General features: G+C 73.6%; 21 protein-coding genes. 12 read left to right on the top strand and 9 right to left on the bottom strand.

Features of this window, described 5'->3' with window-relative positions:
* Positions 1–225 (top strand): hypothetical protein (locus ACFWEJ_RS11560; RefSeq protein WP_377229347.1); only part of this gene is annotated, 225 nt, incomplete at its 5' end.
* A 127-nt stretch (positions 226–352) separates the two neighbouring features.
* Positions 353–1,591: a phosphoglycerate dehydrogenase gene (serA, locus tag ACFWEJ_RS11555; RefSeq protein WP_377229346.1), complete on the top strand. Its 1,239-nt coding sequence runs from the start codon at positions 353–355 to the stop codon at positions 1,589–1,591.
* A gap of 197 nt (positions 1,592–1,788) precedes the next feature.
* On the opposite strand, the gene ACFWEJ_RS11550 is transcribed toward serA, so the two are convergent.
* On the bottom strand, positions 1,789–2,391 hold the full coding sequence (locus ACFWEJ_RS11550; protein ID WP_377229345.1) for a TetR/AcrR family transcriptional regulator: 603 nt from the start codon (positions 2,389–2,391) through the stop codon (positions 1,789–1,791).
* 146 nt (positions 2,392–2,537) lie between these two features.
* On the opposite strand from ACFWEJ_RS11550, the gene ACFWEJ_RS11545 reads away from it, so the two are divergent.
* Complete coding sequence (locus ACFWEJ_RS11545) at positions 2,538–3,458, top strand: SDR family oxidoreductase (protein ID WP_377229344.1); 921 nt, start codon at positions 2,538–2,540, stop codon at positions 3,456–3,458.
* On the opposite strand, the gene ACFWEJ_RS11540 is transcribed toward ACFWEJ_RS11545, so the two are convergent.
* Positions 3,428–4,627, bottom strand: a complete 1,200-nt coding sequence (locus tag ACFWEJ_RS11540; protein ID WP_377229343.1) for a sulfotransferase family protein — start codon at positions 4,625–4,627, stop codon at positions 3,428–3,430. The genes ACFWEJ_RS11545 and ACFWEJ_RS11540 overlap by 31 nt on opposite strands.
* 177 nt (positions 4,628–4,804) lie before the next feature.
* Between ACFWEJ_RS11540 and ACFWEJ_RS11535 the strand changes: the two genes are divergently transcribed.
* From ACFWEJ_RS11535 to ACFWEJ_RS11505, 7 genes are all read left to right on the top strand, one after another.
* Positions 4,805–6,103 (top strand): cytochrome P450, encoded by a 1,299-nt coding sequence (locus ACFWEJ_RS11535; RefSeq protein ID WP_377229342.1) that lies wholly within the window; start codon positions 4,805–4,807, stop codon positions 6,101–6,103.
* 218 nt (positions 6,104–6,321) lie between these two features.
* Positions 6,322–7,248 carry a carbohydrate ABC transporter permease gene (locus tag ACFWEJ_RS11530; protein WP_377229341.1) on the top strand — a complete coding sequence of 309 codons (927 nt, stop codon included), beginning with the start codon at positions 6,322–6,324 and terminating at the stop codon, positions 7,246–7,248.
* Positions 7,245–8,183: a carbohydrate ABC transporter permease gene (locus tag ACFWEJ_RS11525; protein WP_377229340.1), complete on the top strand. Its 939-nt coding sequence runs from the start codon at positions 7,245–7,247 to the stop codon at positions 8,181–8,183. The genes ACFWEJ_RS11530 and ACFWEJ_RS11525 overlap by 4 nt, the downstream gene beginning before the upstream one ends.
* A 78-nt stretch (positions 8,184–8,261) precedes the next feature.
* Positions 8,262–9,575, top strand: coding sequence for an extracellular solute-binding protein (locus ACFWEJ_RS11520; RefSeq protein ID WP_377229339.1), 1,314 nt, complete (start codon positions 8,262–8,264; stop codon positions 9,573–9,575).
* Positions 9,575–11,446, top strand: coding sequence for a BNR-4 repeat-containing protein (locus ACFWEJ_RS11515; RefSeq protein WP_377229338.1), 1,872 nt, complete (start codon positions 9,575–9,577; stop codon positions 11,444–11,446). The genes ACFWEJ_RS11520 and ACFWEJ_RS11515 overlap by 1 nt, the downstream gene beginning before the upstream one ends.
* Positions 11,443–13,821: an FAD-dependent oxidoreductase gene (locus tag ACFWEJ_RS11510; protein ID WP_377229337.1), complete on the top strand. Its 2,379-nt coding sequence runs from the start codon at positions 11,443–11,445 to the stop codon at positions 13,819–13,821. Before ACFWEJ_RS11515 ends, ACFWEJ_RS11510 begins: the two co-directional genes overlap by 4 nt.
* A 47-nt stretch (positions 13,822–13,868) precedes the next feature.
* The gene (locus ACFWEJ_RS11505; RefSeq protein ID WP_377229336.1) at positions 13,869–14,723 is read left to right on the top strand and encodes a LacI family DNA-binding transcriptional regulator; all 855 of its coding nucleotides are present in this window, start codon (positions 13,869–13,871) and stop codon (positions 14,721–14,723) included.
* A gap of 31 nt (positions 14,724–14,754) precedes the next feature.
* Here ACFWEJ_RS11505 and ACFWEJ_RS11500 read toward each other — a convergent pair whose 3' ends face one another.
* Positions 14,755–15,546: a DeoR/GlpR family DNA-binding transcription regulator gene (locus ACFWEJ_RS11500; protein ID WP_377229335.1), complete on the bottom strand. Its 792-nt coding sequence runs from the start codon at positions 15,544–15,546 to the stop codon at positions 14,755–14,757.
* Positions 15,547–15,630: 84 nt separating this feature from the next.
* Here ACFWEJ_RS11500 and ACFWEJ_RS11495 point away from each other — a divergent pair, with 84 nt between their 5' ends.
* Complete coding sequence (locus ACFWEJ_RS11495; RefSeq protein WP_377229334.1) at positions 15,631–16,665, top strand: acetylxylan esterase; 1,035 nt, start codon at positions 15,631–15,633, stop codon at positions 16,663–16,665.
* Here the strand turns inward: ACFWEJ_RS11495 and map are convergent.
* Positions 16,649–17,425: a type I methionyl aminopeptidase gene (map, locus tag ACFWEJ_RS11490; RefSeq protein ID WP_377229333.1), complete on the bottom strand. Its 777-nt coding sequence runs from the start codon at positions 17,423–17,425 to the stop codon at positions 16,649–16,651. The two genes, ACFWEJ_RS11495 and map, sit on opposite strands and share 17 nt — an antisense overlap.
* A gap of 66 nt (positions 17,426–17,491) precedes the next feature.
* Between map and ACFWEJ_RS11485 the strand changes: the two genes are divergently transcribed.
* Positions 17,492–17,842, top strand: coding sequence for a helix-turn-helix domain-containing protein (locus ACFWEJ_RS11485; protein WP_377229332.1), 351 nt, complete (start codon positions 17,492–17,494; stop codon positions 17,840–17,842).
* On the opposite strand, the gene ACFWEJ_RS11480 is transcribed toward ACFWEJ_RS11485, so the two are convergent.
* The 5 genes from ACFWEJ_RS11480 to ACFWEJ_RS11460 all read right to left on the bottom strand — a co-directional run.
* Positions 17,780–19,327, bottom strand: a complete 1,548-nt coding sequence (locus tag ACFWEJ_RS11480) for an HNH endonuclease (RefSeq protein WP_377229348.1) — start codon at positions 19,325–19,327, stop codon at positions 17,780–17,782. The two genes, ACFWEJ_RS11485 and ACFWEJ_RS11480, sit on opposite strands and share 63 nt — an antisense overlap.
* A gap of 399 nt (positions 19,328–19,726) precedes the next feature.
* Positions 19,727–20,758, bottom strand: coding sequence for a hypothetical protein (locus ACFWEJ_RS11475; protein ID WP_377229331.1), 1,032 nt, complete (start codon positions 20,756–20,758; stop codon positions 19,727–19,729).
* A 90-nt stretch (positions 20,759–20,848) separates the two neighbouring features.
* Positions 20,849–21,484, bottom strand: coding sequence for a hypothetical protein (locus ACFWEJ_RS11470; protein ID WP_377229330.1), 636 nt, complete (start codon positions 21,482–21,484; stop codon positions 20,849–20,851).
* A 52-nt stretch (positions 21,485–21,536) separates the two neighbouring features.
* Positions 21,537–23,480 carry an Ig-like domain-containing protein gene (locus ACFWEJ_RS11465; protein ID WP_377229329.1) on the bottom strand — a complete coding sequence of 648 codons (1,944 nt, stop codon included), beginning with the start codon at positions 23,478–23,480 and terminating at the stop codon, positions 21,537–21,539.
* The coding region (locus tag ACFWEJ_RS11460) for a glycoside hydrolase family 127 protein (protein WP_377229328.1) at positions 23,477–25,641 on the bottom strand (2,165 nt) is incomplete at its 5' end. The genes ACFWEJ_RS11465 and ACFWEJ_RS11460, both read right to left, overlap by 4 nt.

The raw sequence follows: 25,641 nt of genomic DNA, 5'->3' as shown, positions 1-25,641 counted from the left end.
GCCGAGGAGGCCGCGCGCCTGTCGGCCCAGCGGCCGGAGGACGCGCAGGTGACCGTCCTGGCGCCGCGCGAGACCAAGGGCCTGGAGTTCGACGCCGTGGTGCTGGTGGAGCCGGCCGCGATCGCCGAGGGCGCCGGCGGGACCAGCGACCTGTACGTGGCGATGACCCGCCCCACGCAGCGCCTCGTCGTGGTGCACGCGCGCGACCTGCCCGAAGGGTTCTGACCCGCGCCTGCCGCGGAGGACCCGACGCCTGCCCGCCGCCGGCCCGCGTCCCACCTGCCGTCCCAGCAGGCGGGACGTGGGCCCGATCCGTTTGTCGCTACCGCACCCCCTGGCGCACCATGGGTGCGTGCAGCGAGCCCTTCTCCTCGAGAACGTCCACCCCACCTCCGTCCCGATCCTCGAGTCGGCCGGGTACGAGGTCGACTACCGCAAGGGAGCGCTCGACGAGGACGAGCTCATCGCGGCGCTCGATGGCGTCCAGCTCCTCGGCATCCGGTCCAAGACCGAGGTGACGGCGCGCGTGCTGGCCGAGTCCGACAGCCTGGTCGGCGTCGGCGCCTTCAGCATCGGCACCAACCAGATCAACCTGACGGCGGCCGCCCACCGCGGCGTCGCGGTGTTCAACGCACCGTTCTCCAACACCCGCTCCGTGGTGGAGCTGGCGATCGCGGAGATCATCTCCCTGACCCGCCGCATGACGGAGCGCGACCGCGCCCTGCACGCGGGCGTGTGGGACAAGTCGGCGGACGGCTCGCACGAGGTGCGCGGCCGCACCCTCGGCATCATCGGCTACGGCAACATCGGCTCGCAGCTCTCCGTGCTCGCCGAGAACCTGGGCATGTCCGTCGTCTTCTACGACACCGCGGAGAAGCTGGCGCTCGGCAACGCGCGCCGGCTGGAGACGCTGGACGAGCTCCTGGAGACCGCCGACATCGTCACGCTGCACGTGGACGGCCGCTCCGGCAACGCCGGGCTGTTCGGCGAGAAGCAGTTCGCCCGCATGAAGCCGGGCGCGATCTTCCTCAACCTGTGCCGCGGGTTCGTGGTCGACGTCGACTCGCTGGCCGAGCACATCACGTCCGGGCACCTGTCGGGCGCCGCGGTCGACGTCTTCCCCGAGGAGCCCAAGAAGCGCGGCGACACCTTCGAGTCCGTGCTGCGCGGCCTGCCGAACGTGATCCTCACGCCGCACGTGGGCGGCTCCACCGAGGAGGCGCAGGAGGCGATCGGCCAGTTCGTGGCGAAGAAGCTCAGTGACTACGTGACGACCGGCTCGACGATGCTCAGCGTCAACCTGCCCAACCTCCAGCTGGAGCACACGGGCGTGGGCCGCATCAAGCTGCTGCACCGCAACGTGCCGGGCGTGCTGGCCACCGTGAACCAGATCTTCGCCGACCACGGCGCCAACATCGAGGGCCAGATGCTCGCCACGCGCGGCGACATCGGCTACGTGGTCACGGACATCTCGGACGTGACCGAGCGGGGCGCCTCCAAGAAGCTCCAGGCCCTGGACGCGACCATCCGCCTGCGGATCCGCGACGCCTTCGAGCGCCCCGAGTTCCCGCCGGGCCCGGCCGCCCGCTGATCGCCCCGGCGGCGCCCCAGGCGCCGCCCGGACCCGGGAGGGCGACCGCCCCGGGCGCGGCCCCCCGCCCGCCATGGCCCGGGAGACACGGCGCCCCGCCCCGGCGTCCCCCCGCCCCCTCCGCCCCCCCCTCGTCCCCGCGGGCCCCCCCCCCCCGCGCCGCCCCCCGGCGGCCCCCCGGGCCCCCCCGGAACCGGTCAGGCCGACGGCACGGGCAGCGGCCGCACGCCGTCGATCGCGAGGGAGACGAGGCGCACGGCCTCGTCGGCCGCGTCGGCGTCCCCCTCGGTGACCAGCGAGACCGCGTTGACGAGCGTCAGCAGGTCGATCATGGACGTCTCGCGCCGCACGGAACCCGCGTCCTGGGCGCGCAGCAGCAGCTCGCCGCCGGCGTCGAGCAGCATCTCCCCGCACCCCGTGCCCGACGGCGGGTGCGACGGCCCCATCATCAGCGAAGCCGCCAGGCCACGGGTGGTCGCCCCGTAGACGGCGACCGCGCGCAGCCACGTCACGAGCGCCTCACCGGGCTCGTCACTCGTGGCGAGCTCGCGGGCCTGGGCGCACAGCGCCTCGACGCGGTCGTGGAAGACCTCCTCGAGCAGCGCCTGCCGGGTCGGGAAGTGGCGGTGCAGGGTGGCGGAGCCGACGCCTGCCTGCCGGGCGATCTCCTCGAGCGACGCGTTCGCCCCGGACCGCGCCACCTCGGCCTCGGCGGCCGCGAGGATGCGGTCGTAGTTGCGCCGGGCGTCGGCCCGCAGCGGTCGTGCGGGCGCCGCCGAGGCGGCCGCGGTGTCTGCCACACGAGCTCCAACCAGTGATCGACCGGGGTGTCCCTCCACATCGTAGCCGGGCCGCTCGTTGACAAACGGGGTGCCCCTCCATATGTTGAGGACAACTGGGGTGCCACCCCAGTTGAGTGATGGAGACACCGACGATGGAGATGCTGATGAGCGACGTGACCACCGAGCCGCGCGTGGTGCTGGTGACCGGGGCGAGCTCAGGGTTCGGCCGCCTGACCGTGGAGTCCCTGGCCCGGAGGGGCCACCAGGTGTTCGCCGCGCTGCGCGGCGTGAGCGGCCGGAACGAGCGGGCCGCCGCCGAGCTGGCCGCGTTCGCGGCCACGGAGGGACTGCACCTCCGGGTCGTCGAGCTCGACGTGACGGACCAGGAATCCGCCGACCGCGCCGTCGCCCACGTCCTGCGGACCGCGGGGCGGATCGACGTGGTCGTCAACAACGCCGGCGCGATCTTCCCCGGGCCCGTCGAGGCGTTCTCGGCCGACGAGGCGCAGCGGCAGCTCGACGTCAACGTGCTCGGCGCCCTCCGGGTGAACCGCGCCGCCCTCCCGCACCTCCGGGAGCAGGGTCACGGGGTGCTGGTCCAGATCGGCTCGGTCTCGAGCCGGGTGACCCTCCCGTACAGCGGCCTGTACGCCGCGAGCAAGGCCGCGCTCGGCAGCCTCACGGAGGCGTGGCGCCACGAGCTGGCGCCCTTCGGCGTCGAATCGGTCGTGGTCGAGCCGGCCCCCTACCCGACCAGCATCGGGACGAACGCCGCCCCGCCCGCGGACGCGGACCGGATGGGGGTCTACGGCGACGGCATGGGCCGCTTCGTCGCGGAGCTGACCGGGCGCCAGGCCGAGGCGGGCGAGGACCCGAGGACGGTCGCCGACGCCGTCGTCGGGCTCGTCGAGCTACCCGCGGGCGCCCGGCCGTGGCGCACGGTCGTCGCGCCGGAGGCCCAGCGTCAGGCCGTCGAGGCCGCCGGCCGGGCGGCGGACGACGCCGCCCGGGCCGTCAGCTCGGACATGGGCGTCGCCGCCTTCCTGATCTCCGGTCAGCCGAGGACCGAGGCCGGGATCTTGTAGGCCGAGAACGCGTCGGCCACCTGTGCCTCGTCCAGGCCGTACCGCTCCAGCGAGTACGCGTGCGGGCGGTGGCCGCTGCGGTCGAGGGCCGCGGCGAGGTTGGCGTCGTCCGTCGCGCCCCAGTCCAGGCCCAGGGTCTCGAAGAGCCCGTGCACCACCGTCTCGGGGTCCTTCATCAGGTCGTCGTAGACCACGTCGATCACGGCGTCGTCGGGCAGCTGCTCGCGCAGCGCGACCGCGCGCGCCACCCCGTCCGCGGAGATCTTCAGCCAGTCCTGGCCGATCCGCTCCAGGTCGATGCGGCCGGGCTTGATGTACATCGTCTCCGTCGCCTCGGCCATGGAGCAGCCGGAGGCGACGGCGGCGCCGGGGGCGCGGTGCGTCCAGACGAAGCGCGCCCCGGGGAAGGCCCGCAGGATCTCCGGCATCCGCCACAGGTCCATGGGGTGCTTGAGCACCCAGCGGTCCGGCGCCTCGCCGGCGGCCATGATCTGCAGCGCGTCGTGCAGGAACCGGTAGTCCTCCGTCAGGTCGGCGGCAACGACCCAGTCGAGGTAGCGCGGCGCCGGACCCCAGGTGGCGAACATCTCGGTGTGCGCGCGCAGCATGAAGTCCTCCTCCTCGCTGTCGGCGATCAGCGGGTGGAGGTGCCCCCACGTGGGGCTGAGCCTGGCCACGGTCGCGTACCGCTTGCGGGCCTGCGCGATCAGCTTCTCGCGCTCCGCCGCGGGACGCGGCAGGCCCAGGTTGTCCATCTCCCACAGCTTGGGACCGCGGTGGCCGGGGTGCCGGGCGATCAGGTTGTACGTCACGGTGGTCCCGGTGCGCGGCAGCCCGACGACGAACACCGGCGCGGTGACCGGCTCGTCCTTCACCTCGGGGCGGCTCGCCTGGAGTTCGCGCACGATCGCGCGGTTGGTCAGGCGGGCCCGAATCTGGTCCTGCGTGCTGGACCAGCCCATGGCGCTCAGGTCGGGGTTGGCGGCGTGGTCCGCGAGCAGCAGGCGCAGGCTGTCGAGCGCCGCGAGCTCGTCGGCGCCGAGCGCGACCCGTCCGCGCTGGGCCTCGGCGAGCAGGCCGTCGAAGACGGCGTCGGGGTCCTTGCGGGTGCGCAGGCCGGGGGCGAGCAGCACGTTGAGGATACGAAGAAGAGGAGTGGCCTGGGGCATAGCGCACATCCTGCCGATGCGGCCGGGCGCCGACAAGCGCCGTGCAGCCCCTTGCCGGATCGTGACCTGCGGCATTGCTACTGGCAATCTCCGACCGCTCGCGGTTAGCATCCCGAGCGGGGGCTTGTGCGCGGTGTCACGAACGACCCCGGCTCAGGCCCCGACGAGAGGGGAAACGTGACCGCATCACCGCCGTCGGGCCCAACGGTGCGCCTCGGCGACGTCACCGACCGCACGCTGCTGGTGGAGACCACGGCCGCAGCCGACGCGAACGCCGTGTACGAGCGGCTGCGGCAGCGGTGGGGCTCGGTCGCCCCGGTCGAGCTGGAGGCGGGGGTGCCCGGCTGGCTGGTGCTGGGTCACTCGGCGGCGGTCGGCGTGCTGCGGGACGACCGCACGTTCATCAAGGATCCCTCGATCTGGCGCGGGCACACCGAGGCGCCGCTCGGCCCGGAGTCGACGCTGCACCTCGTGCTCGCCAAGGCCCCGAAGCCCACCCTGGCCGACGCCGACGGACCCAAGCACGCGCGCCTGCGCCCCCCGGTGGACGACGCGCTGGAGGAGATCGACGAGACCCGCGCCGGCGCGATCACCCGCAGGCTGTGCGGCATGCTCATCGACCGGTTCCAGGACCGCGGCCGGGCCGACCTGGTCGCCGAGTACGCCGCTGTCGTGCCGTTCCTCGTGCTGTCCGAGCTGGACGGGCTGGAGCCCACCCAGGCGCAGCGCCTGCAGGAGATCACCCGGTCGATCTTCGAGGGGGGAGCCGAGACGCGCGCCCTGACCGACGAGCTGCGCGGGATCGTCACCGGGCACATCGCCCACAGCCGGGCGCTCGGCACCCGGGACATCGCCGGTGTCCTGTCCGTGCACGAGAACTTCCACACCGACCTCGAACGGGCCCAGACGCTGACGGCCATCACCGCCGCGGCGACCGAGTCGCTGATGGCCTGGATCGCCCAGACCCTCGTGCTGGTCCTGAGCGACCCCCGGTTCTCGCACCGGATCTCGGGCGGCCGCCTGCACATCGACGACGCGCTCGACGAGGTGCTGTGGCGGTCCACGACCAACCCGAACCTGATGCCGCGGTTCGCGGTGCGCGACGTGGTGATCGACGACAAGCTGATCCAGCGGGGCGATCCGGTGGTGGTCGCCGTGCACGCGGCCAACCACGACCCGCTGGTGCAGTCCGACGACCCGTGGGACACCGTCGGCAACCGCGCCTACCTGTCGTTCGGCGCGGGCGCGCACCGCTGCCCCGCGCCCCGGCTGGGGCGCGTGGTCTCGCGGATCGCGGTCGCCGAGCTGCTGCAGCGCCTCCAGGTGACGCTCGTGGGCGACCCGGACGAGGTCGAGTGGGCCACCAGCCCGTGGATGCGGTTCCCCGCGCGGCTGCCGGTCACGTTCCCCCCGCCGCGCGAGCAGGCCCCGCCGCCGCGGCCTCTCTTCCCGACGACGGCGCCGCCGCGCCGGTAGCGCGGACGGACCCGCAGGTCAGCCCGTCGGGCCGGTGATCAGCCGGCCAGGCGGGCTTCTTCGCGCCCTTAACTTCTGATCGGTTGTGTGATGTTCTGTTACATCTTCCGATCCACGGTGTGGACCTTTCGCGCACGCTGATTGACAGAACCGCACAGCATCGGCCATTGTTGCGCTCACATCCGGCAGCCCGCCCTCGACGACGAGGAACATCAGTGATGTCCGCTTCACAGCTTGAAACTGTTCGTAACACTAGTTCACATTCGCCACCACGGCGGCTCACCGACGGTCAGTTCGCCCTGCTCCTGCTCCTGCCCGGCGGGGCCCTCCTGCTGGGCGTGGTGCTCTACCCGCTCGTCGCGGCGCTCGTCGCGGCGTTCTTCGAGCAGAGCCTGGTCGTCCCGGGCCGCACGTTCGTCGGCCTGCAGAACATCGTCGACGTCCTGACCGGCGACTTCCCCCGCCTGCTGGGGCAGACCCTGGTGTTCACGGTCGGCACGACGATCTTCCCGTTCGTCATCGGCTTCGCGCTGGCCCTCGCCCTGAACACCCGCATCCGCGGCGCCAAGGTGCTGCGCGGCCTCATGCTCATCCCCTGGCTGGTGCCCGGCGTCGTCGTCTCGTTCCTGTGGATGTGGATCTTCAACGCCAACTACGGCGTGCTGAACGCGCTCCTGGAGACGCTCGGCCTCGTCGACGGCGCCGTGCCCTGGCTCGCCCAGCCCGGCACCGCGATGACGGCGGTGATCGTGGCCAAGACCTGGCAGTCCTTCCCCTGGATGATGGTGATGCTCCTGGCCGGCCTGCAGACCGTGCCGCGCGAGCTGCACGAGGCCGCGGAGATGGACGGCGCCGGCACCGTGCGCCGCTTCTTCTCGATCACGCTGCCGCAGGTCAAGGGCATCGTCGGCCTGGTGCTGCTGCTGGAGCTCATCTGGAACTTCCAGCACTTCGACATCATCTACGTGCTCACCGGCGGCGGCCCCGCCGGCTCCACCCAGACCTTCGCCACCGCCGTCTACGAGACCGCCTTCCACGGGTTCGACCTCGGCCACGCCGGAGCGCTCGGCCTGCTCTGGATGGTCCTGCTGATGGGCCTCGTCGTCGTCTACATCCGCTTCTCGGAGAAGGGAGAGGCGAAGTGAGCGCGCTGACGCCGACCCGCACGCCCGCCCCCGGCACGCCGTCCGACAGCGACGCCGCCGACGCCGCAGCACCCCGGCGCCGGGCCGTCCGGCGCAGCCCGCTGCGCTCCGAGCGCCGCGGCGTGCGCATCGCCGCGTGGTCCACCGTGGTGGTCTTCGGCGGCTTCGCCCTGGCGCCGGTCTACTGGCTGCTCGCCACCGCGCTGACGCCGCGCGACCAGGTCTTCGCCTACCCGCCACGGCTGTTCCCCGCGACGCCGACGCTCAACGCCTTCGCCGCGCTCGCGAGCAACGAGCAGCTCTTCGTGTACCTGCGCAACAGCCTGCTGGTCTCGGTGCTCACCGCGGTGCTGTCCGTGCTGGTCTCCGCGTACATGGGCTACTCGTTCTCGAAGTTCCGCTACCGCGGGCGCCGCTCGCTGATGTACTTCGTGCTCGCGTCGCAGATGTTCCCGCAGGCGCTGCTGCTGGTGACGCTCTACTCGCTGTTCAGCGCGTACGGGCTGCTCAACACCTACACCGCGCTGGTCCTGAGCTTCACCACGTTCACGCTGCCGCTGTGCGTCTGGATGCTCAAGGGGTTCTTCGACACCATCCCCGACGAGCTCATCGAAGCGGCCCGGGTCGACGGCGCCTCGCGGCTGCGGATCATCCACTCGATCGTGCTCCCGCTGTCGGCCCCCGGGCTCATCGCGGCGGGGCTGTTCGCGTTCGTGCGCGGCTGGAACGACTTCATCTTCGCCCTGACGCTCGCCGGTCCCGAGAAGCAGACCCTGCCGCCCGGCCTCGTCAACACGTTCGTCGGCGAGGCGTCCACCGCCTGGCCGGAGCTCATGGCCGCATCCCTGGTCGTCTCGCTGCCCGTGGCCATCGCCTTCATCGCCCTGCAGAAGTACCTGGTCGGCGGCCTCACCGCCGGCGCGGTCAAGGGCTGACGGCGCGGGCGGCCCCGCCGTCCCCGCCCCGGCCCGTCAGCACTCTCTTTCGCCCACCCCTCATCGTGGAGGATCCCCATGCCTGTCTACCCCGCAACCGACACCACCCTGTCCCGCCGCCGCCTGCTGCAGCTCCTCGGCCTCGGCGCGGGCACCCTGACCCTCGCAGCCTGCGTCCCCGAAGCCGGCCCCGCCGCCCCCGAGGCCGCGAGCACCGCGGCGGCCGGCGCCAGGACCGACTTCAGCTTCGCCTCCTGGTCGCTCACCGAGGAGACGGCGGCGCCCGCGATCCGCGAGCTGCTCGGCCAGTACGCGACCGACAACGACGTCAAGGTCCGTGAGGTCTCCTACCCGTACAACGAGTACATCAGCCAGCTCACGCTGCAGGTCAAGGGCGGCCAGGTCACGGGGGCCGTGCACGTGGACGTGGCGTGGCTCGGCTCGCTGGCCGCGCTGAACAAGCTGCAGGACCTCGGCCCGCTGGCCCAGGGGGTCGACTACACGAAGTCGGGCCTGCAGGCCGCGTCGTTCGACGGCGTGCAGTACGGCCTGCCGTGGAACATCGGCGCGATCGGGTTGCTCGCCAACGCCGAGCTGCTGGAGAAGGCCGGGATCGGCGAACCGCCGACGACGATCGACGAGTTCGAGTCGGCGCTGAAGGACCTCAAGAAGCTCGGCGGCGGCGTGGTCCCGTACGCGGCGTCCACCAAGGCGGCCCAGCTCAAGGACGTGCTGATCTGGATGGAGACGTTCGGCAGCCCGCTGCTGGACGGCAACACGGTGACGATCGGCGACGCCGCGAGCGTCGAGGCCGTGACCTGGTACAAGTCGCTCTACGACCAGGGCCTCATCGCGCCCGACGTCGACCGGTTCGACGCCCGGTCGCTGTTCGCGCAGGGCCGGGCCGCGATCTACGACGACGCGATCGTCGGGCGCGACGCCGTCGTCACCGAGTCGCCCGACAAGAAGCTGGCGGAGAAGCTGACCGCCTGGTCGCGTCCGGTCCTGGCGGCCGGCGACACCCCGCGCGCCCTGGTGTGGGGCGGCGCGCTCGTCGTGGTCGACGGCGCCGGCGCCGAGACCGCCGCGGACTTCGCGAAGTGGATGACGTCGGACGTCGACGTGGCCAAGCAGTACTTCGCGGCCCGCGGCCTGCCGCCGGCCACGGAGTCGGCGCTGGCCCTGCCCGAGGTGGGGGCCGACGCGTTCGGCGCGCAGTTCGCCGAGCGGATCACCGCGACCGCCACCACCAACCCGTTCTGGGTCTACCCGCAGTACGCCCAGATCGAGACCGTGATCGCCGAGCAGATCCAGGCGGTCCTGGTGGGCAGCGCGGAGCCGCAGGCCGCGATGGAGAAGGCCGGCGCGGCCGCGCAGAAGCTGGTCGACTGATGCGTCGGCCCCAGACCCCCGGCCCCCGTGCCGTCACGGCCGCCCTCGCGGCGGCCGTGACCCTCGGCACGGTCCTGCCGGCGACCGCCCTGCCGGCGTCGGCCGCGGGACCGGTCGGCGCAGCCGCGGCGCGGCACGCGGCGCAGGTCGACGAGCTGCCCTTCACGGTCGACTCGTCCAACCAGGCGGGCTGGTGGAAGCCGATCGACGTCGTGGGCGGCGTCACCTACGTGGCCTTCAACGCGCCCGGCCCCACGGCCGCGACGCACGAGGTGCACGTGGCCGCACGCGGCGCGGACGGCGTCTGGACCGACGGCTGCCTGCGGGCGGCCGACGGCTCGTGCGCCACGTTCGTGGACGACAACGGGCACAACCAGCCCTCGATCGTGGTGGACGGCGCGGGCAACGTGCACGCGTTCGTCTCGATGCACCACGAGCAGTGGAACTACTTCCGCACGACGACGCCGGGCGACGTCACGTCTCTCGTGGACGTCTCGGCGCAGCTGCCGGACCAGGACCTGGCCATCACCTACCCGGTGACGGCCCGCGGCGCGGACGGCGACGTCTACGTCATGGCGCGCGCCGGCGCGGACCAGCGCCAGGCCCGCACCGGCAACCTGTACCGCTTCGACACCGCGGCCGGCACGTGGTCCCGGGTCGCCGTCGTCGCCGACGCCGTGGGGCACTCCTTCTACCCGGACGACCTCAAGGTGGGCACGGACGGGCGCGTGCACGTGCTGTGGGAGTGGGGCCCGTGGCCCGCCGACCCGTCGCGGCACCTCGGCTCGTACGCCGTCTACGACCCGGCGGACGGCTCGTTCCGCGACGTCGCGGGCGCGACGCTCACCACGCCGATCACGCCGGCCACGCCGGGCGCCGTGGTCTACCAGCCGTACGTCGACGGCGAGGACATCGGCTCCTACTGGCCCGCGCTGCAGACCGCGAAGCTGTCGGTGCACGGCGACCAGCTCGACGGGATCGCGTACCGGTTCCGCACCGAGGGCGTCACGGCGTTCGACGGTTACGACGTGCGGTTCGCGCGCTGGGACGGCGACGCATGGCAGCGCGAGACCGTGCTCGACCTGGCGGAGCTCGGACCGGGCGTGGAGACGTCGGCGGCCATCGAGACGACGTCGGCCGGAGCGACGACGCGCGTGTACGCCGTGGTGGAGACCACCTCGTGCGTCACGGGCCAGCAGAGCGCCGTCCTGCGCGCCGAGCGGGTGCGCGGCGAGAGCGCGTGGCGGTTCGGGACGGTGGGCGAGGCCCGGACGGGCGCCCAGCGGCTCAGCGCCGTCACCGGGCAGACCGGCACGGACCAGCTCTATGTCACGGTCCCGAGCGCCGGGCAGCTCTTCCACGCCACGCTCCCCCGCACCGGCGGCACGCCCACCGGCACGACGGCGGCCCAGGTCGTGGCGGACCTGCGCGGCGAGGCCACGGGGGTGAACGTCGCCCGCGGCGCCGCCGTCACCGTCTCCTCGACGCTGCGCGCCGACACGAGCGGCGAGCTCGCCGTCGACGGCTCGTGCACCGACGCCAGCCGGTGGATCTCCGCGCTGGGCGACGCCCAGCCGGTGCTCACCGCCGACTGGGGCACCGCGACCGCCGTCGACACGGTGCGCGTGCGCAGCGGCTACAGCAAGGCGACCGGCACGGCCGACGTGCTGCGGGACTTCTCGGTCGAGCTGCACACGGCCGCCGGCTGGGTCGCCGTGGGCCAGGTCACCGGGAACACGCAGGGCACGGTGACCCTCGCGTTCCCGGCCGCCACGGCGGACCAGGTCCGGCTGCTGGTCACCGACCCGTCGGCGTCGGCCACCGACGTCGCCCGCGTCTACGAGGTCGAGGTGCTCGCCGTGGACGAGTGACCTCCGGCGGGCCGGGGCGACCCCGGCCCGCCCTGCCCCGCACACCCGCGATCAGCACTCTGACCAGCACCAAAGGAAACAAGGAGAACATGCGCACCCAGACGGTAGAAGCCGACATCGTGGTCGTCGGCGGGGGCCTCGCCGGCGTCTGTGCCGCCGTCGCGGCCGCCCGCATGGGCCGGCAGGTCGTGCTGATCAACAACCGGCCCGTGCTCGGCGGCAACTCGTCGTCCGAGGTGCGGGTGTGGGTGTGCGGGGCGACCGCGCACGGCAACCAACGGTGGGCCCGGGAGAGCGGGATTGTCGGCGAGATGTACGTGGAGAACCAGTACCGCAACCCCGAGGGGAACCCGGTCTACTGGGACGACGTGGTGCTGGACACGGTGCGGCGCGAGCAGAACATCCGGCTCTTCCTCAACACGGACGTCCGCGAGGTGTGCGCCTCGGGCCCGGACGACGCCCGGCGCATCGAGTCGGTGACCGGGTGGACCATGGCGTCGGAGATCCTGACGACGTTCACCGCCCCGGTCTTCCTGGACTGCACCGGCGACGGGCTCGTGGGCCACCTCGCGGGCGCCCGGTACCGGCTCGGCAAGGAGAGCCACGACGAGTTCGGCGAGGAGTGGGCGCCGCCGGAGGCCGTGCGGGAGTTCCTGGGGTCCACGCTCCTCTTCTACACGAAGGACCTCGGGCACCCGGTCAAGTACGTGGCGCCCGAGAGCGCCATCGACATCACGGGCACGCCCATCCCCGAGCACCGCATCATCCGCAGCGGCGACTCCGGCGCGCACTACTGGTGGATCGAGTGGGGCGGCGAGCTCGACACCGTTGACGACAACGAACGCATCCGCGACGAGCTGCGCGGCGTCATCCTCGGCATCTGGGACCACATCAAGAACTCCGGCAAGTTCGACGCCGACAACCTCACCCTGGAGTGGATCGGCAACGTGCCCGGCAAGCGCGAGTACCGGCGCTTCGTCGGCGACTACACGCTGCACCAGGGCGACATCGTGGACCAGACCAGGTTCGACGACGGCGTCGCGTTCGGCGGCTGGTCCATCGACCTGCACCCCGCGCAGGGCATGTACGCGCAGGGCGCGGGGGCGCTCCAGCGCTTCTCCGACGGCGTCTTCGAGATCCCCTACCGGTCCCTGTACTCGGTCAACGTGGAGAACATGCTCTTCGCCGGCCGGGACGTCTCGGCCACGCACATCGCGTTCGGCGCAGCGCGCGTCATGGCCACCTGCGGCGCGATGGGCCAGGCCGCGGGCACCGCGGCGGCCCTGTGCGTCGAGCACGGCACCACGCCGCGCGGCATATACACCGACCACCTCGACGAGCTGCGGCAGACGCTGCTCGCCTGGGACGCGCCCGTCGTCGGCGTGGCGAACACCGACCCGCGCGACCTGGCGCGGCGCGCCCGCGTCACGGCGTCGAGCACCACGACGAGCATCGCCGCCCCCGTCGCCGGCTCGACCGGCGACCCTTACGACGACTTCGACGTGCACGACCTCGACGTCGACCTCGGCATCGCGCTGCCCGTCGACCCGCGCCTGGACAGCGTGGACCTGCTGGTCTCCGCCCGGCGGGACACGACCCTGAGCGTCGAGGTGTGGTCCACGGGCAAGCTCCAGAACGTGGTGCCCGCCCGCCTGGAGGGCAAGACCGACGTGGCCGTGCCCGCGGGCGACCACCGCTGGGTCACGGCGCACGTGCCCTTCGCCCCGGACACCCCGCAGAACGCCGTCGTCGTGCTCCGGGCCAACCCCGACCTCGCCGTGCACACCACCGCGCCGCTGCCGCCCGGGGTGCTCACCCTGGTGCACCGCGTCGACAACGACGACCAGAACGTGCAGGTCAGCACCGACGAACTGCTCGTGCAGTGGCCCACCAAGCCGCTGCGCGGCCGCTCCGTGGTGTTCCGGAGCGCGCCGGAGACGCGCGCGCTGGCACCCGAGCGGGCGACGTCGGGCTCCCACCGCAACCACGGCGGGCCGAACATGTGGGCGTCCGCGCCGCTGTCCGCTGGTCGCGAGGAGTGGCTGCGCCTCGACTGGGACGAGCCCGTCACCGCAGGAGAGGCCCGGATCGTGTTCGACGACGACCTCGACGTCGAGCTCAACACGCTCCACCACCACCGCACCCCGGACGAGGTGCTGCCGACCCTGGTGAAGGACTACCGCGTCGAGGTGCTGCCCGACGCGCCCGGCCAGGACTGGGTCACCGTCACCGCCGTCACCGACAACCGGCAGCGGCTGCGCGTGCACCCCCTGCCGGACGACCTCGGGCCCCTGCGGTCCGCGCGTCTCGTCGTGGGCGCCACCAACGGCGCCGCCCAGGCGCGCGTCGTGGCGTTCCGGGTGCAGGAGCGATGATGGCTTCGACGCCCCGCCGGCGGGCCGGCACCACTACGCTGTCGGTCGTGCACAGGAAAGAGCGCACCGGCATCGTGGCGCTCGCCGTGCCCGACCTGGAGGAGCCGTACTTCGCCGAGCTGACGGCGCTGCTCGTGCGCCGCGCCGACCAGCGCGGCCTGTCGGTGCTCATCCAGCTCACCGCGGGCGACCACGAGCGCGAGGTGAACGTCGCCAACGGCACGGGGCTGCCCCCGACGGACGGGCTGATCCACATCCCGCGCGCGCTGTCCGTCGCCGACCTGACGCGGCGCGCCACGCCCGGGCCGCTCGTGCTGCTCGGCGAGCACATCCTGGTCAGCCCGTTCACGCACGTCACGATCGACAACCGGGCCGCGTCCTACGCGGCGACGGAGCACCTCGCGCAGGTCGGCTGCGCGCGCGTGGCCTACGTCGGCACGCGGGACGCGCGCCCGTCCGACGCCGCCGACCGGCGGTACACGGGCTACCGGGACGCCGTCGCGGCCCTCGGCCTGGCGGCGGACGCCGACCTGGTCGCGCAGGTGGACGCGTTCACCCCGGACGAGGGCCTGCGCGCGGTCGCGGACCTCGTGCGGCGGGACGTCGCCTTCGACGGGCTGGTGTGCGCCAACGACTCCGTGGCCTTCGGCGCGCTCGCCGCGCTCCAGGCCGCGGGGCGCACGGTGCCGGACGACGTCGCCGTGGTGGGCATCGACGACGTGCGCGGCGCACGCTTCACGGCGCCCGCCCTGACGTCGGTCGCCCCGGACAAGGAGGCCCTGGTCGAGCGCGCGCTGAGCGAGCTCGAACGCCAGATCGCCACCCCGCCCGGCGCGAACCTGCCCGTCGAGCACGTGGTGGTCGGGGCGCGCGTCGTGCCCCGGGCCAGCACGGCCCGGTGAGCGCGGGTCCGAACCCGGCCCCGACGCAGGCTCAGCCGACCGCGACCACCTGGAGGTCGCCGACCTGGCCCTCGAGGGTCGCGCGCGCCTCCGCGTCGAGCCCGTCGTCCACGACGAGCTGCTCGACGTCGCGCAGGTCGACCACGGTGGTCAGCCCGACGACGCCCCACTTGGAGTGGTCGGCCAGCACCACGGCCCGGCCGCCCGCCGCGAGCAGCGCGCGGTCGGTCTCGGCCTCCAGGAGGTTGGGCGTGGTCAGGCCGGCCTGGAGGTCGATGCCGTGGGCGCCGAGGAACGCGATGTCCAGGTGCAGGTGCTCCAGCGAGCGCACGGCGACCGGCCCCACCAGGGAGTCCGACGGCGTCCGCACGCCGCCGGTCAGCACCACGGACTGGGTGTACGGCTCGTCGGAGCGGTCCGGGCGCCGGAAGACCTCGGCCACGGGCAGGGAGTTCGTCACCACGGTGAGCTCCGGGACCTCGCGCAGCTCCTGGGCCAGCACCCACGCCGTCGTGCCGCCGGACAGGCCGACCGCCATGCCGGGCTCCACCCACGCCGCGGCGTGCTGCGCGATGGCGCGCTTCTCCGCGACCTGGCGGTGCATGCGCGTCACGAAGGTGCGGTCCTGCCGCGTCGTGTCGGTCTGCCGCGCCGTGGCGCCGCCGCGCACCTTGTCGAGCCGGCCGTGGTCCGCGAGCACCTCGATGTCGCGGCGCACCGTCATGGCGCTCACCCCGAGCTCGTCGGCGAGCTCGGCGATGCTCGCGGCACCGCGGCGCGCCACCTCGTCGACGATCCGCGCCCTGCGCTCTGCGACCAGCACACCTACCCCTTTCGACGACCGGCTCAGTGTGCCACGAGCCACGCGCCGCGCCGCCGACCCGCGCCCTGACGAAGGAACCCCGCCGTGACCGATCCCGCGCTCCCGCCCCTGCCCAGCCCCTACGACCGGTGGTTTCCCGGCAGCCCGATCGACGGGACCTACGGGTACGACCGCGCCGCGCTGCTCGGCGTGCCGCCCGCAGCCGAGCCCGACGGGTACGCGGACCTGTGGCGCTCCTGGTACGAGCGGGCGCGGGAGGTCCGGGCCGAGGTGGTGCTCGAACCCCAGGGGCGGCACGGCGCGCACGATGTGTCGGTCGTGACGTTCACGGCCGACGGCGGCCTGCGGCTGCGCGCCTGGGTAGCGCTCCCGCTCGACGGGCCGCCCCGGGTGGGCGTGGTGCACAGCCACGGGTACGGCGGCCGGCAGACGCCGAGCTTCGAGCGGGTGCCGCGCGACGCCGCCGTCATCTTTCCCGTCGCGCGGGGCCTCGGCGCGCTGAACACCGGCGTCGGCGCCCCGGACACCAGCGCGCGGCACGTGCTGCACGGCATCGAGTCCGTCGCGACCTACACCGTGGGCCGCAGCGCCGTGGACCTGTGGCACGCGGCGACCGCCCTGCTCGACGTGCTCGCGGCGCGCGACGCCGCCCTCGGGGAGCTGCCGCTGTACTTCGTCGGCACGAGCTTCGGCGGCGGGGTCGGCGCGCTGGCCGTGCCGTGGGACGACCGGTTCGTCGGGGCGACGCTGGAGGTGCCGACGTTCGGCCAGCACGACCTGCGGCTGCGCCTGCGCTGCACCGGCAGCGGCGAGGCCGTGCGCCACCACGTCGCCGACCACCCGGAGGCGCGCGAGGTGCTGGCGTTCCACGACGCGTCCGTCGCGACCCGGTACCTGCGGGTGCCGACGCGCGTCGAGTGCGCGCTGTGGGACGTGCACGTGCCGCCGCCGGGGCAGTTCGCCGTGGCCAACGCGGTGCGGGGTCCGCTCCTGGAGCTCGCCGTGCACACGGCCGGGCACGCCGACTACCCCGGCATGGCGCGCGAGCTGGCGACGGCGTTCGCCGCCACGCGGGAGCACATCCGGTCGGCGGCGTCCGCACCTACCGCGGCAGGGTGAGGATCTCCGCCCCGTCGTCCGTGATGGCGATGGTGTGCTCGCTGTGCGCCGTACGGCAGCCGGTCGCGCTGCGCAGGGTCCAGCCGTCGGCGTCGGTCACCAGCTCGTCGGTGTCCGCCATGACCCACGGCTCCAGCGCGAGCAGCAGCCCCGGGCGCAGCCGGTAGCCGCGGCCGGGCCGCCCCGTGTTCGCGACGTGCGGGTCCTGGTGCATGGTCGACCCGATGCCGTGCCCGCCGAACTCGGTGTTGATCGGATACCCCGCCCCGCCGAGCACGGTGCCGATGGCGTGGGACAGGTCGCCGATGCGTGCCCCCGGCCCGGCGGCGGCGATGCCAGCGGCCAGCGCGCGCTCGGTCACCTCGATGAGCGCGCGGCTCCCGGCGTCGGCCGCCCGGCCCCCGCCCACGACGAAGCTGATCGCGGAGTCCGCGGCGATCCCGTCCAGGGACACGGCCAGGTCGAGCGTCAGCAGGTCGCCGTCGGCGAGCCGGTAGTCGTGCGGCATCCCGTGCAGGACGGCGTCGTTCACGGCCGTGCAGATGTAGTGGCCGAACGGCCCGCGGCCGAAGGACGGCGCGTAGTCGACGTAGCAGGACTGCGCCCCGGCCGCGGCGATCATCTCCCGGGTCCACCGGTCGATGTCCAGGAGGTTGGTGCCGGCCGTGGCGCGGTCCCGCAGCGTGTGCAGGATTCCGGCGACCAGCGCGCCCGACTCCCTGGCGCGGGTCAGCTCGGTGGGGTTGAGGATCTCGATCATGGGGTGCCCTTCGCATGCCTGCCAATAACTATCCCGGCCATGTTATCCCGGTATTAGTATTGGGTCATGGTCAGGCTGCCGCTCACCCCCGCCGACGTCGACCGCGGACAGCGCCTCGGCGCCCTCCTGCGTCGCGCCCGCGGGGACCGCTCGATGCTGGAGACCGCGCTCGCCGCCCGCGTCTCCCCCGAGACACTGCGCAAGATCGAGTCAGGCCGGGTGGCCACGCCCGCCTTCCCGACCATCGCGGCGATCGCCGACGTGCTGGGCCTGTCCCTCGACGAGGTGTGGGCCGAGATCAGCCGGCCCCCAGGACACCCGGGCCGGGCACGACGCGAGGGGCCGGCTGGTCTCCTAGCTGGGGTGCGTCCAGGAGAGGTCTGCGCGACGGGACCGGGCGCGGGCTCGACCAGGTAGTCGGTGTGTCGGGCGCGGTTGGCGGGGCGGCGGGCTCGGTCGGTAGGCGATCGCGCCGTGGGCGGGTGTGGTGTGACAGCCGATCGAGTAGCGGCTGCGTGGGGTGCGGCCGGGCGCAGGGCCCGTCATGCCGACTGCCGGAGTCCACGCTGACGTCGCGGTGGGGTCGGGCGCCGCCCTGTTGGAGCCTCCACCGCGAACCGGTGCTGTGACGCCTGCCCTGACCGGTGCCGGTGGTTCCGGCGCGACCGAGACATAGGTGTGCCCCGTCGGCGTCACCGTCTCGACCGCATGCCGCCCTCCGAGTTGGGCGGTCTTCTGCGACCAGCCCGGTGCCTGCTTGGCGTGATTGCAGCGGGCGCAGAGGCCCTGGCCGTTGTCCAAGCTCGTCAAGCCGCCCTCGGCGTACGGAGTGACGTGGTCCGCGTGCCGGACCGGGGCGTCACACCAGGTAGTGGCGCAGATCCCTTGCTCTCTGGCCCGCAGCAGGCTCGCGAGTCCTTGTGGGTGGAACCGGGACGTGGACGTCGTGGCCAGCAGGCGGCCGCGTGGGTTGACGTAGATGCTCCGCAGCCACGCCGCGTCGGTCTCGATCGCGTGCGCGGCGAGGTTCCGGGCCACCGGCGCCGGGACCACGCCCGCACCAGCGGGAGCACCCTCGACCACCACGGCGGGCTGGCTGCCGCCCGCGAGGAGGGTGTCGTCAGAGACGAGGAGGTTGATCGTGACCGGCACGTCGTTCGCGTGGCCAGGGTCGCGGGTGGTGACGCGTTCGATGAGGGTGTCGGCCATGATCTGACCCGCACCCCGCTCATCGCCGCCCGCCTTGGCCGCATCCGCGTGGGCCTTCAGCTGCGCGTACGCCTGCACACCCTGCGCCATGGGCACCAGAGCGGTCAGGTAGACCATCAGGTCCGGTGCCGGACGCACGGAGACCCGCCGCTCGGAGACGGCCTTCGCATTCCGCTTCACGCACGCGTGCACGTCCAATCGAGCGGCCAGCTCCTTGATGCGGGCCACGAGGCGTCGGGTGCCCATGCGGGCCAGCTCGGCCAGGTGTGCGGGTCCGCAGATCTCCTCGTCGATCAGCGCACGGTGCTCCAGGGACAGGTGCGATGTCTCCTGAACCAGGAGGGTCGCCCGCCATTGCGAGAGCACCCCGGACTGCAACGCTGCGAACGTGTGGGGCATCTGGGTCACCCAGACGCGAGACGTGGACACGAACCCGGCGCCGGCATGCGGGCTGACCCGGAGCGCGCCGCCGACCTGGTTGGGCACGCCACGACCACGCCGCTCGGCACGGATGCTCTGCCGCGCCTCCTCGGCGCGGGTGGCCTCGTCCAGAGCCACCGTGATCCGGGCCTGGGTCGCGGTGATCGCGTTCTTGACCGCTTCGAGTTCGCCGAGCAGGTCCACCCATTCGGCTTGCACCGCGCCCGAGACCACAGCACCAGACCCAATGTCAGTGGCACCGGGCAGAATCATGCCGGCGAGGGCCTTCCGCACCGCCCGCACCCCCGTGACGTCAACGGCTTCGCCGGGGGCGGGCGCATCGGCGGCTCCCGTGGCTCCGGACGCACTGGTGGCTCCCGGCGACCCAGCACCGTCCGGCAGCACCGATCGAGCAGGCTGCTTGCCCGCTCGTTCTGGTACTCCACCGGTTCGCGTCATGCCATCAACATATGGCACACCCGTACGCACCGCTCGCCGAACCGGCCCGATCTGCCATCAGCAGATTCCGGCTGCCGACCCTGTGGATAGCGGGACATCAGCGACCAGGATCTGCCCGCCCGTCTCGTCGATCGCGCCAGAAGCCCGCGACCCGCGACCACCGAACCCCTGGGATCAACGATCAGGCAACGAGACCCGCCCGGGGCGAAGCCCTCAGCCCTGCCCGGCCAGCACCTCCGCGCGCCCCTCCGCGCGCGCCCTCTCGATCAGCCGGTCCAGCCGCGACCGGCGCGCGCGGAGCGCCCGGCGCACCGCCCACGCGACCAGCACGAGGGCGAGCAGCACCAGCGCGTGCAGCAGCGGCAGCGCCCACGCGGTGTCGGTGAGCACGACGTCGTCGGGCGCCGGCACCTCGCCGCCGCCGGCCCCACCCTCGGCCACGGTCGCGCCGACGACGGCGTCGACGCCGAACGGGCCGAGCGGCCAGACGCCGGGTACCTCGACGGCGATCTCGCGGCGTCCGCCGGGTAGCACCTCCAGCGGCTCGCCCTCTGGCGCGGACGCCGACGGACCGCCGAGCGCGCTCGCCGCGTCGACCCGGGCGGTGGTGCGCAGCGCGACCGTCCCGTCGTTGACCACCGCGTACCGCACCACGAGCGCGCCGGGTTCGAACAGGCCGGACCCCTGCGTGAACGACACGCCGAGCAGCTCGGCGTCCAGCGCCGCGACGACCTCGCCGGGGACCCGCAGGTTCACGCGGACCCCGACCCGGGACTCGACCCGCATCTCCCCGCCCGAGCGCACCGACGCGGCGACGCCGGCCGGGTGGTCGCCGGGCACGGCGTCGGCCGGCGCCACGACCTCGAACGGCACCACCTCGGTCTCCCCCGCGCCCACGACCACCTCGTCGGGCAGCGCGACCCACGCGCCGCCGTCGACGGGCGGGACCGACGACGGCCGCATGTCGAAGCTGCCGCGCTCGGTCAGGTAGCCGTCGTTGGCCGACAGCGCGAACGTCACCTCCTGCGCCGAGTGGTTGCTCACGGCCACGTGCTCGGTCGCCCGCTCGCCGGGCGCGAGCTCCAGGTCGACCACGCGGCGCCCGTCCGGCCCCGCGGCGTCGGCGGGCACGACGGACCAGGTGACCCGCCCGTCATCGGCGGCGGCGAGAGCAGGCGCCGACCAGGCGGCCGGCGCGAGGACGGCGAGGGCGAGGATCGCCGCGACCTTCGTGGGGATGCGCATGCACGGATCTTCCTGGCTCGGTTGGTTCGGGCGACGCGTCAGACGCACAGATCACCCGGGTGACCTGCGCGTCTGACACGTCGGGAGGGGTCAGCCCTCGAAGAGGGACAGGGTCAGGGTCGACGAGTAGTCGCCCGGGGCCACGTCCGCCGGGGTGCGCAGCGTGAGGTCCGCGTTCACGTCCCACGGGCCGGCCTCGGAGCCCGCGGCCCACGTGGACAGCAGGAGCTCCTGCCCCTCCAGGCCGACGGCGGCGCCGCCCGAGCCGTCGGGGAGCACGCTGGACACGGGCTCGCCCGCGGCCACGTCCCCCGACGGCGACGGCGTCAACAGGCGCGGCGCCCACCCGAGGTACTCGGGCCCGATCGGGTCCCGGCCCTCCGCGGTGAACTCGCTCGCCTGGCCGACGACGGCCCAGTACGAACCCTCGGGGATCTCCTCGGCGTCCCGGGTGTCGGCCACGGTGACGGTGGGCAGGGTGCCCACGAACTGGCGCGCCTCGGCGTCGGAGCCCTCCTCGGTCAGCGCGACGCCGTCGTTCGGCGCCACGGACATCGTCAGCGCGCCCGGGGTGTTGTCCTCGATGGACACGGACAGGTCGACGCCGGCCTCGTCGCCGTCGGCGGCCGTCGCCGTGCCGGCGGTGGCCGCGAGCGCCCCGACCGTCGCGACGGCCAGGCCCGCGGCGGCCGCCGCGATCCGCTGGGTGGTGCGGTGGTTCCTCATGTCGTCTCTTCTCTTTCGTGGTGGCACTGCGTGTGTCAGGAGCAGGGTGATGTCAGGAGCAGGACAGGGCCGGGACGGTGAGGTCGTGGCGCACGGTGACCTCCTCGCCGTCGACGGTGCCGGTGGCGGTCACCGAGGCGGAGCCCTCGGGGACCGACGCGGCGCGGGTGGCGAACGACTGGTACGCGGCGGCGCCGGGCTCGACCCCGGTGACCGTGCGCGTCCCGTGCTCGGTGGTGAGCACGACGTCGACCGGCACGTCCGAGCCGTTGACGGCGCGGACGGCGACCTGCGCCTTGCCCGCCACGCAGCGGGCGGACGCCTCCGCCGTGACGGGCAGGTCGGCCCCGGCGGCCGGGAGCGTCAGCGACCGGCGCTCCTCGGCGTTGCCCGCCGTGTCGGTGGCCGCGAACTCGATGACCTGCTCGGTCTCCGTCAGCGCCCGGGTGAACGGCCCGGTGTAGGTGCCCCAGAACGTGCCGGGTCCCTCCCACTGGACGCGGTCGACGCCGGAGCCGGAGCCGTCGGTGGCCTCCAGCGTGATCTCGACGCTCGCGCCGAGGTTCTCCACGGACGCCGTGGTCACGGGCGCGGCCGAGTCGATCCGCAGCTCGCGCTCCGCCTCGCCGGTGTTGCCCGCCGCGTCGGTGGCCGCCACGCGCACGGTGTGCGTGCCGTCCTCCAGCGGGAACGGCCCGGTGTACGGCTCGGGGTCGCCGCCGTCGAGCGCCACCTCGACCCGCGGGTCGGGGTCGCGGTTGTCGCTCGCCCGGACGGTGACGGTGACGGGCTCCAGGTACCAGCCCGACGGCGCGGCGGCGGGCGTCGTGGTCACCGTGACCGACGGCGGCGCCGTGTCCTCGGCCTCGTCGGGCTCCAGCACGAACACCACGGCCTCGGCCGCCACGTCCGTGCCCTCGACCTCGCCAGCCACGAGGAACAGCCCGCCGGCCTCGGCGTAGTCCGCGGGGTCGACGTCGGCCCAGGCGACCGGGATGCGGCTGTCGCGCGACCCGTCCGCGTACTCCGCCGTGACCGCGGGCGGGAGCACGGGCTCGACGCCGGCGAGCGTGACCACGGCGACGTTGTCGACCCCGACCACGTCGCCGGGCGCGCCGTCGCGCACGTACACGGTGCCGGTCACGGGCTCCACGAGGTCGGGCGAGGTGCCCGTGACCTCGAACGAGCCGGGCTCGGCGACGTCGTCCGCGGTGACCTCGGCCCAGGTGACCGGGACCCGGACCACCCGGCCGTCCTCGTAGACGGCGTCGAGCTGACCCGGCAGCGACGGCAGCTCGCCCACCTGCGTGGGGATGTGCACCGGCGTGTGGTCGATCGGCCCGAACGGGTCCTCCGGCTCCGGCTCGACCACGCCGCCGGTGCCCCAGACTTCCCACTCGGAGACGCCGACGGCGGAGTAGGTGTTCTCGGAACCGCCCCGCAGAGCCTGGAACGTGGCCCGCAGGCGGGTGGTCTCCACGGGCTCGAAGGTGGTCACGTTGACGCCGAGCCGGTCGGCCGGGAAGCCGCTGGGCGCGGGCAGGTCGGTGAACTCCCCCGCGTCGGCGTCCCAGTACTGGAGGGTCCAGGACGCGGGGACGCGCACGTTGTCGCCGTTCGGGTCCGTGCCGTCGGACCAGAACCGCAGGGCCGACCGGTCGATCCGGACCGGCGCCTCCCACGTGTACTCCAGCCACTGGCTCGCCGGGCGCGGGTCCTCGCCCCAGGTGGCCCAGGTGGCGTCGTGCGCGCCGCCCGTGCTGACTCCGGCACCGTCGTTCACGGACGCGACGCGGTTCCAGGAGGCGGTGTAGCTGGCGGTGGGGACGGCCAACGGGGCCAGGTTGGCGGGTTCGGCGTCCGCCGCCGCGGCGGGCAGCAGGCCCGCGGAGGCCGGGACCAGGCCCGCCAGGGCCAGCACGAGCGCCCCGACGACGGCGGCGGCCCGACGCCCGCGAACCCGACGCCCGGGAGCTGAACGTGTGGTGGTCGTCATGCCATGTCCGCCTTTCCCGCGGTGAGCAGGACGCGCTGGGCGTCCCGGCGGCTGAGCAGGCCGTCGGCGGTGAACCGCTCCGTGGTGCGCTGCACCTGGGCGAGGAAGGCCGCCCGGGTGGCGAACCCGCCGTCGGCCCAGACGGCGTCGAGCAGGGTGGTGCCGTCGGGGCGGGCCGCGTTGGCGACGCCGCTGTCGAGGCCGGCGAAGACGACGCGCGGCTCCGCCCGTCGCACGTACATGTGATAGGTCGTGTGGTCGCCGGACCAGGCGGGCTCCAGCACCCGGTCGCCGAGCCGGAAGTAGCCGTCGCCGGTGGCCTCGAACGCGCTGTCGAGGGTGCCGTCCAGGCCCATGTGCCCGTACAGGGAGATGTCCAGGTAGCTCGTGGCGGGGTCGCGCACGAGCAGCACCGTCGGTCCCCACTCGATGCTCTGCACCGCCGGGTCGTCGATCGTCGGCACGGCCCGGATGCTGAACGGCATGTCGACGTCGACCACGTCGCCCGACGCCCAGGTGCGCTCGATGCTCACGTACTCCCCCGGGACGACGTCCAGATCCTGCTCCACGCCGTTGACCTGGACCGTGAACCCCTGCCGCACCCAGCCCGGCACCCGCAGCCGCAGGTCGAGCTCGCCCGACCCCTCGATCGTGAGCCGCGAGGACCCGGCCTTCGGGTACTGCGTCTCCTGGACCACGCGCAGCCCGCGCTCGGGCCAGTCCAGCGTCGAGGCGAGGTAGAGGTTGACGTGCAGCGCGGCGCCGTCGGCCGACCGCAGGTACACGGTGTCGGCGTACTTGACGTGGTTCTCCAGCCCGGTGCCGCCGCAGCAGGTGCCGGTGTTGCCGTACTCGCGGCGGGTGCCGGGGTTGACGCCGTACATGTAGGTGACGTCGGGGCTGGTGTCCGACTGCGTGTTCCGCTTGGAGCCCACGACGTGGTTGAGCAGGCCGCGCTCGTAGAACTCCATGTACTTCGGGTCGAGGGTGTGCAGGTACAGCAGCCGCGACAGCTTGAGCATGTTGTACGTGCCGCACGTCTCGGCGTTGCGCGCCCCGATGTCGCCCGCGACGGTGCCGGGCGGACCGAACAGCTCGCCCTCTCCGTGCCCGCCGTGGGCGTAGGTACGGCCGGGCACGACCATGCCCCAGAACCCCGTGACGGCGTCCAGGTACCGCTCCTCGCCGGTGTGCTCGTAGGCCTTGAGGTAGCCGGGGAACTGCGGGATGTGCTGGTTGGCGTGCTTGCCGTTGAGCGTGTCCCGGCCCTCGGCGCAGGCGTCGACCAGGGGGTTCAGGTCGAACTTCCGGGCCGTGGCGAGGTACCTGTCCTCCCCCGTGATCGACGCGAGGTCGCACAGCACCTCGTTCATGCCGCCGTACTCGCCGGCGATGTAGATGCCCCACATCCGTTCGAGCTGGTCGGCGGGCAGCGGGTCGAGCCGGCCGGAGACCCAGTCGGCCATCGGGGCCCAGATCTCCAGCGCCTGGTCGCTGTCCGCAAGCTGGTAGGCGTCGCGCAGGCCCGCCATGATCTTGTGGCAGGTGTAGTACGGCGCCCAGATCTCGCCGTACGGCGCGTACCCCTCCAGGCGGCTGAACTGCCACTCCCCGTAGGCGGCCAGGAAGCCCGGGTGGGTGAACCGGTCCATGGTGGCGAGCGCCGCCTGGACGTCGCCGAGACCGGCTACCACCTGGTCCACCTTGTCCTTGAACGTCTGCTCCCCGGTGGACGCCCACGCGAGCGCGAGCGCGGACAGGAAGTGGCCGGCGTAGTGGCCGCGCAGCAGGTTGGCGGTCTGCACGTTCGCCCGGCCGGGATAATCGTCCGGGCCCCAGGGCTGCTCGTTGGCGTGGCCGAAGCCCTCCCAGCCGCCCGGCGGGTTGGCGCCCCGGGTGTCGAGGCCCGCGTTGCGGCGGAAGACCGCCAGCACCCGGTCCACGGGATAGACCCGCAGCAGGTGCAGGAGCTGGTCCTGCGACCGCGTGGCGACGCTCGGCGCGAGGTTCACGTCGGCGAGCGGGAACGGCGTGGCCAGCCAGCGGTCGGACGCCGGTGACCGGTCCAGCAGGCGCAGGTACCGGCGGGGCAGCCGGGCGGCGGCCGCGGCCAGGCCGGTCCCGGCGGGGGCGGCCCCCAGCGGGGCGGCCGAGGCCGCCC

Source organism: Promicromonospora sp. NPDC060204 (assembly GCF_042728455.1).
Lineage (GTDB): Bacteria > Actinomycetota > Actinomycetes > Actinomycetales > Cellulomonadaceae > Promicromonospora.
This window is presented reverse-complemented; position numbering and strand designations above follow the sequence as displayed.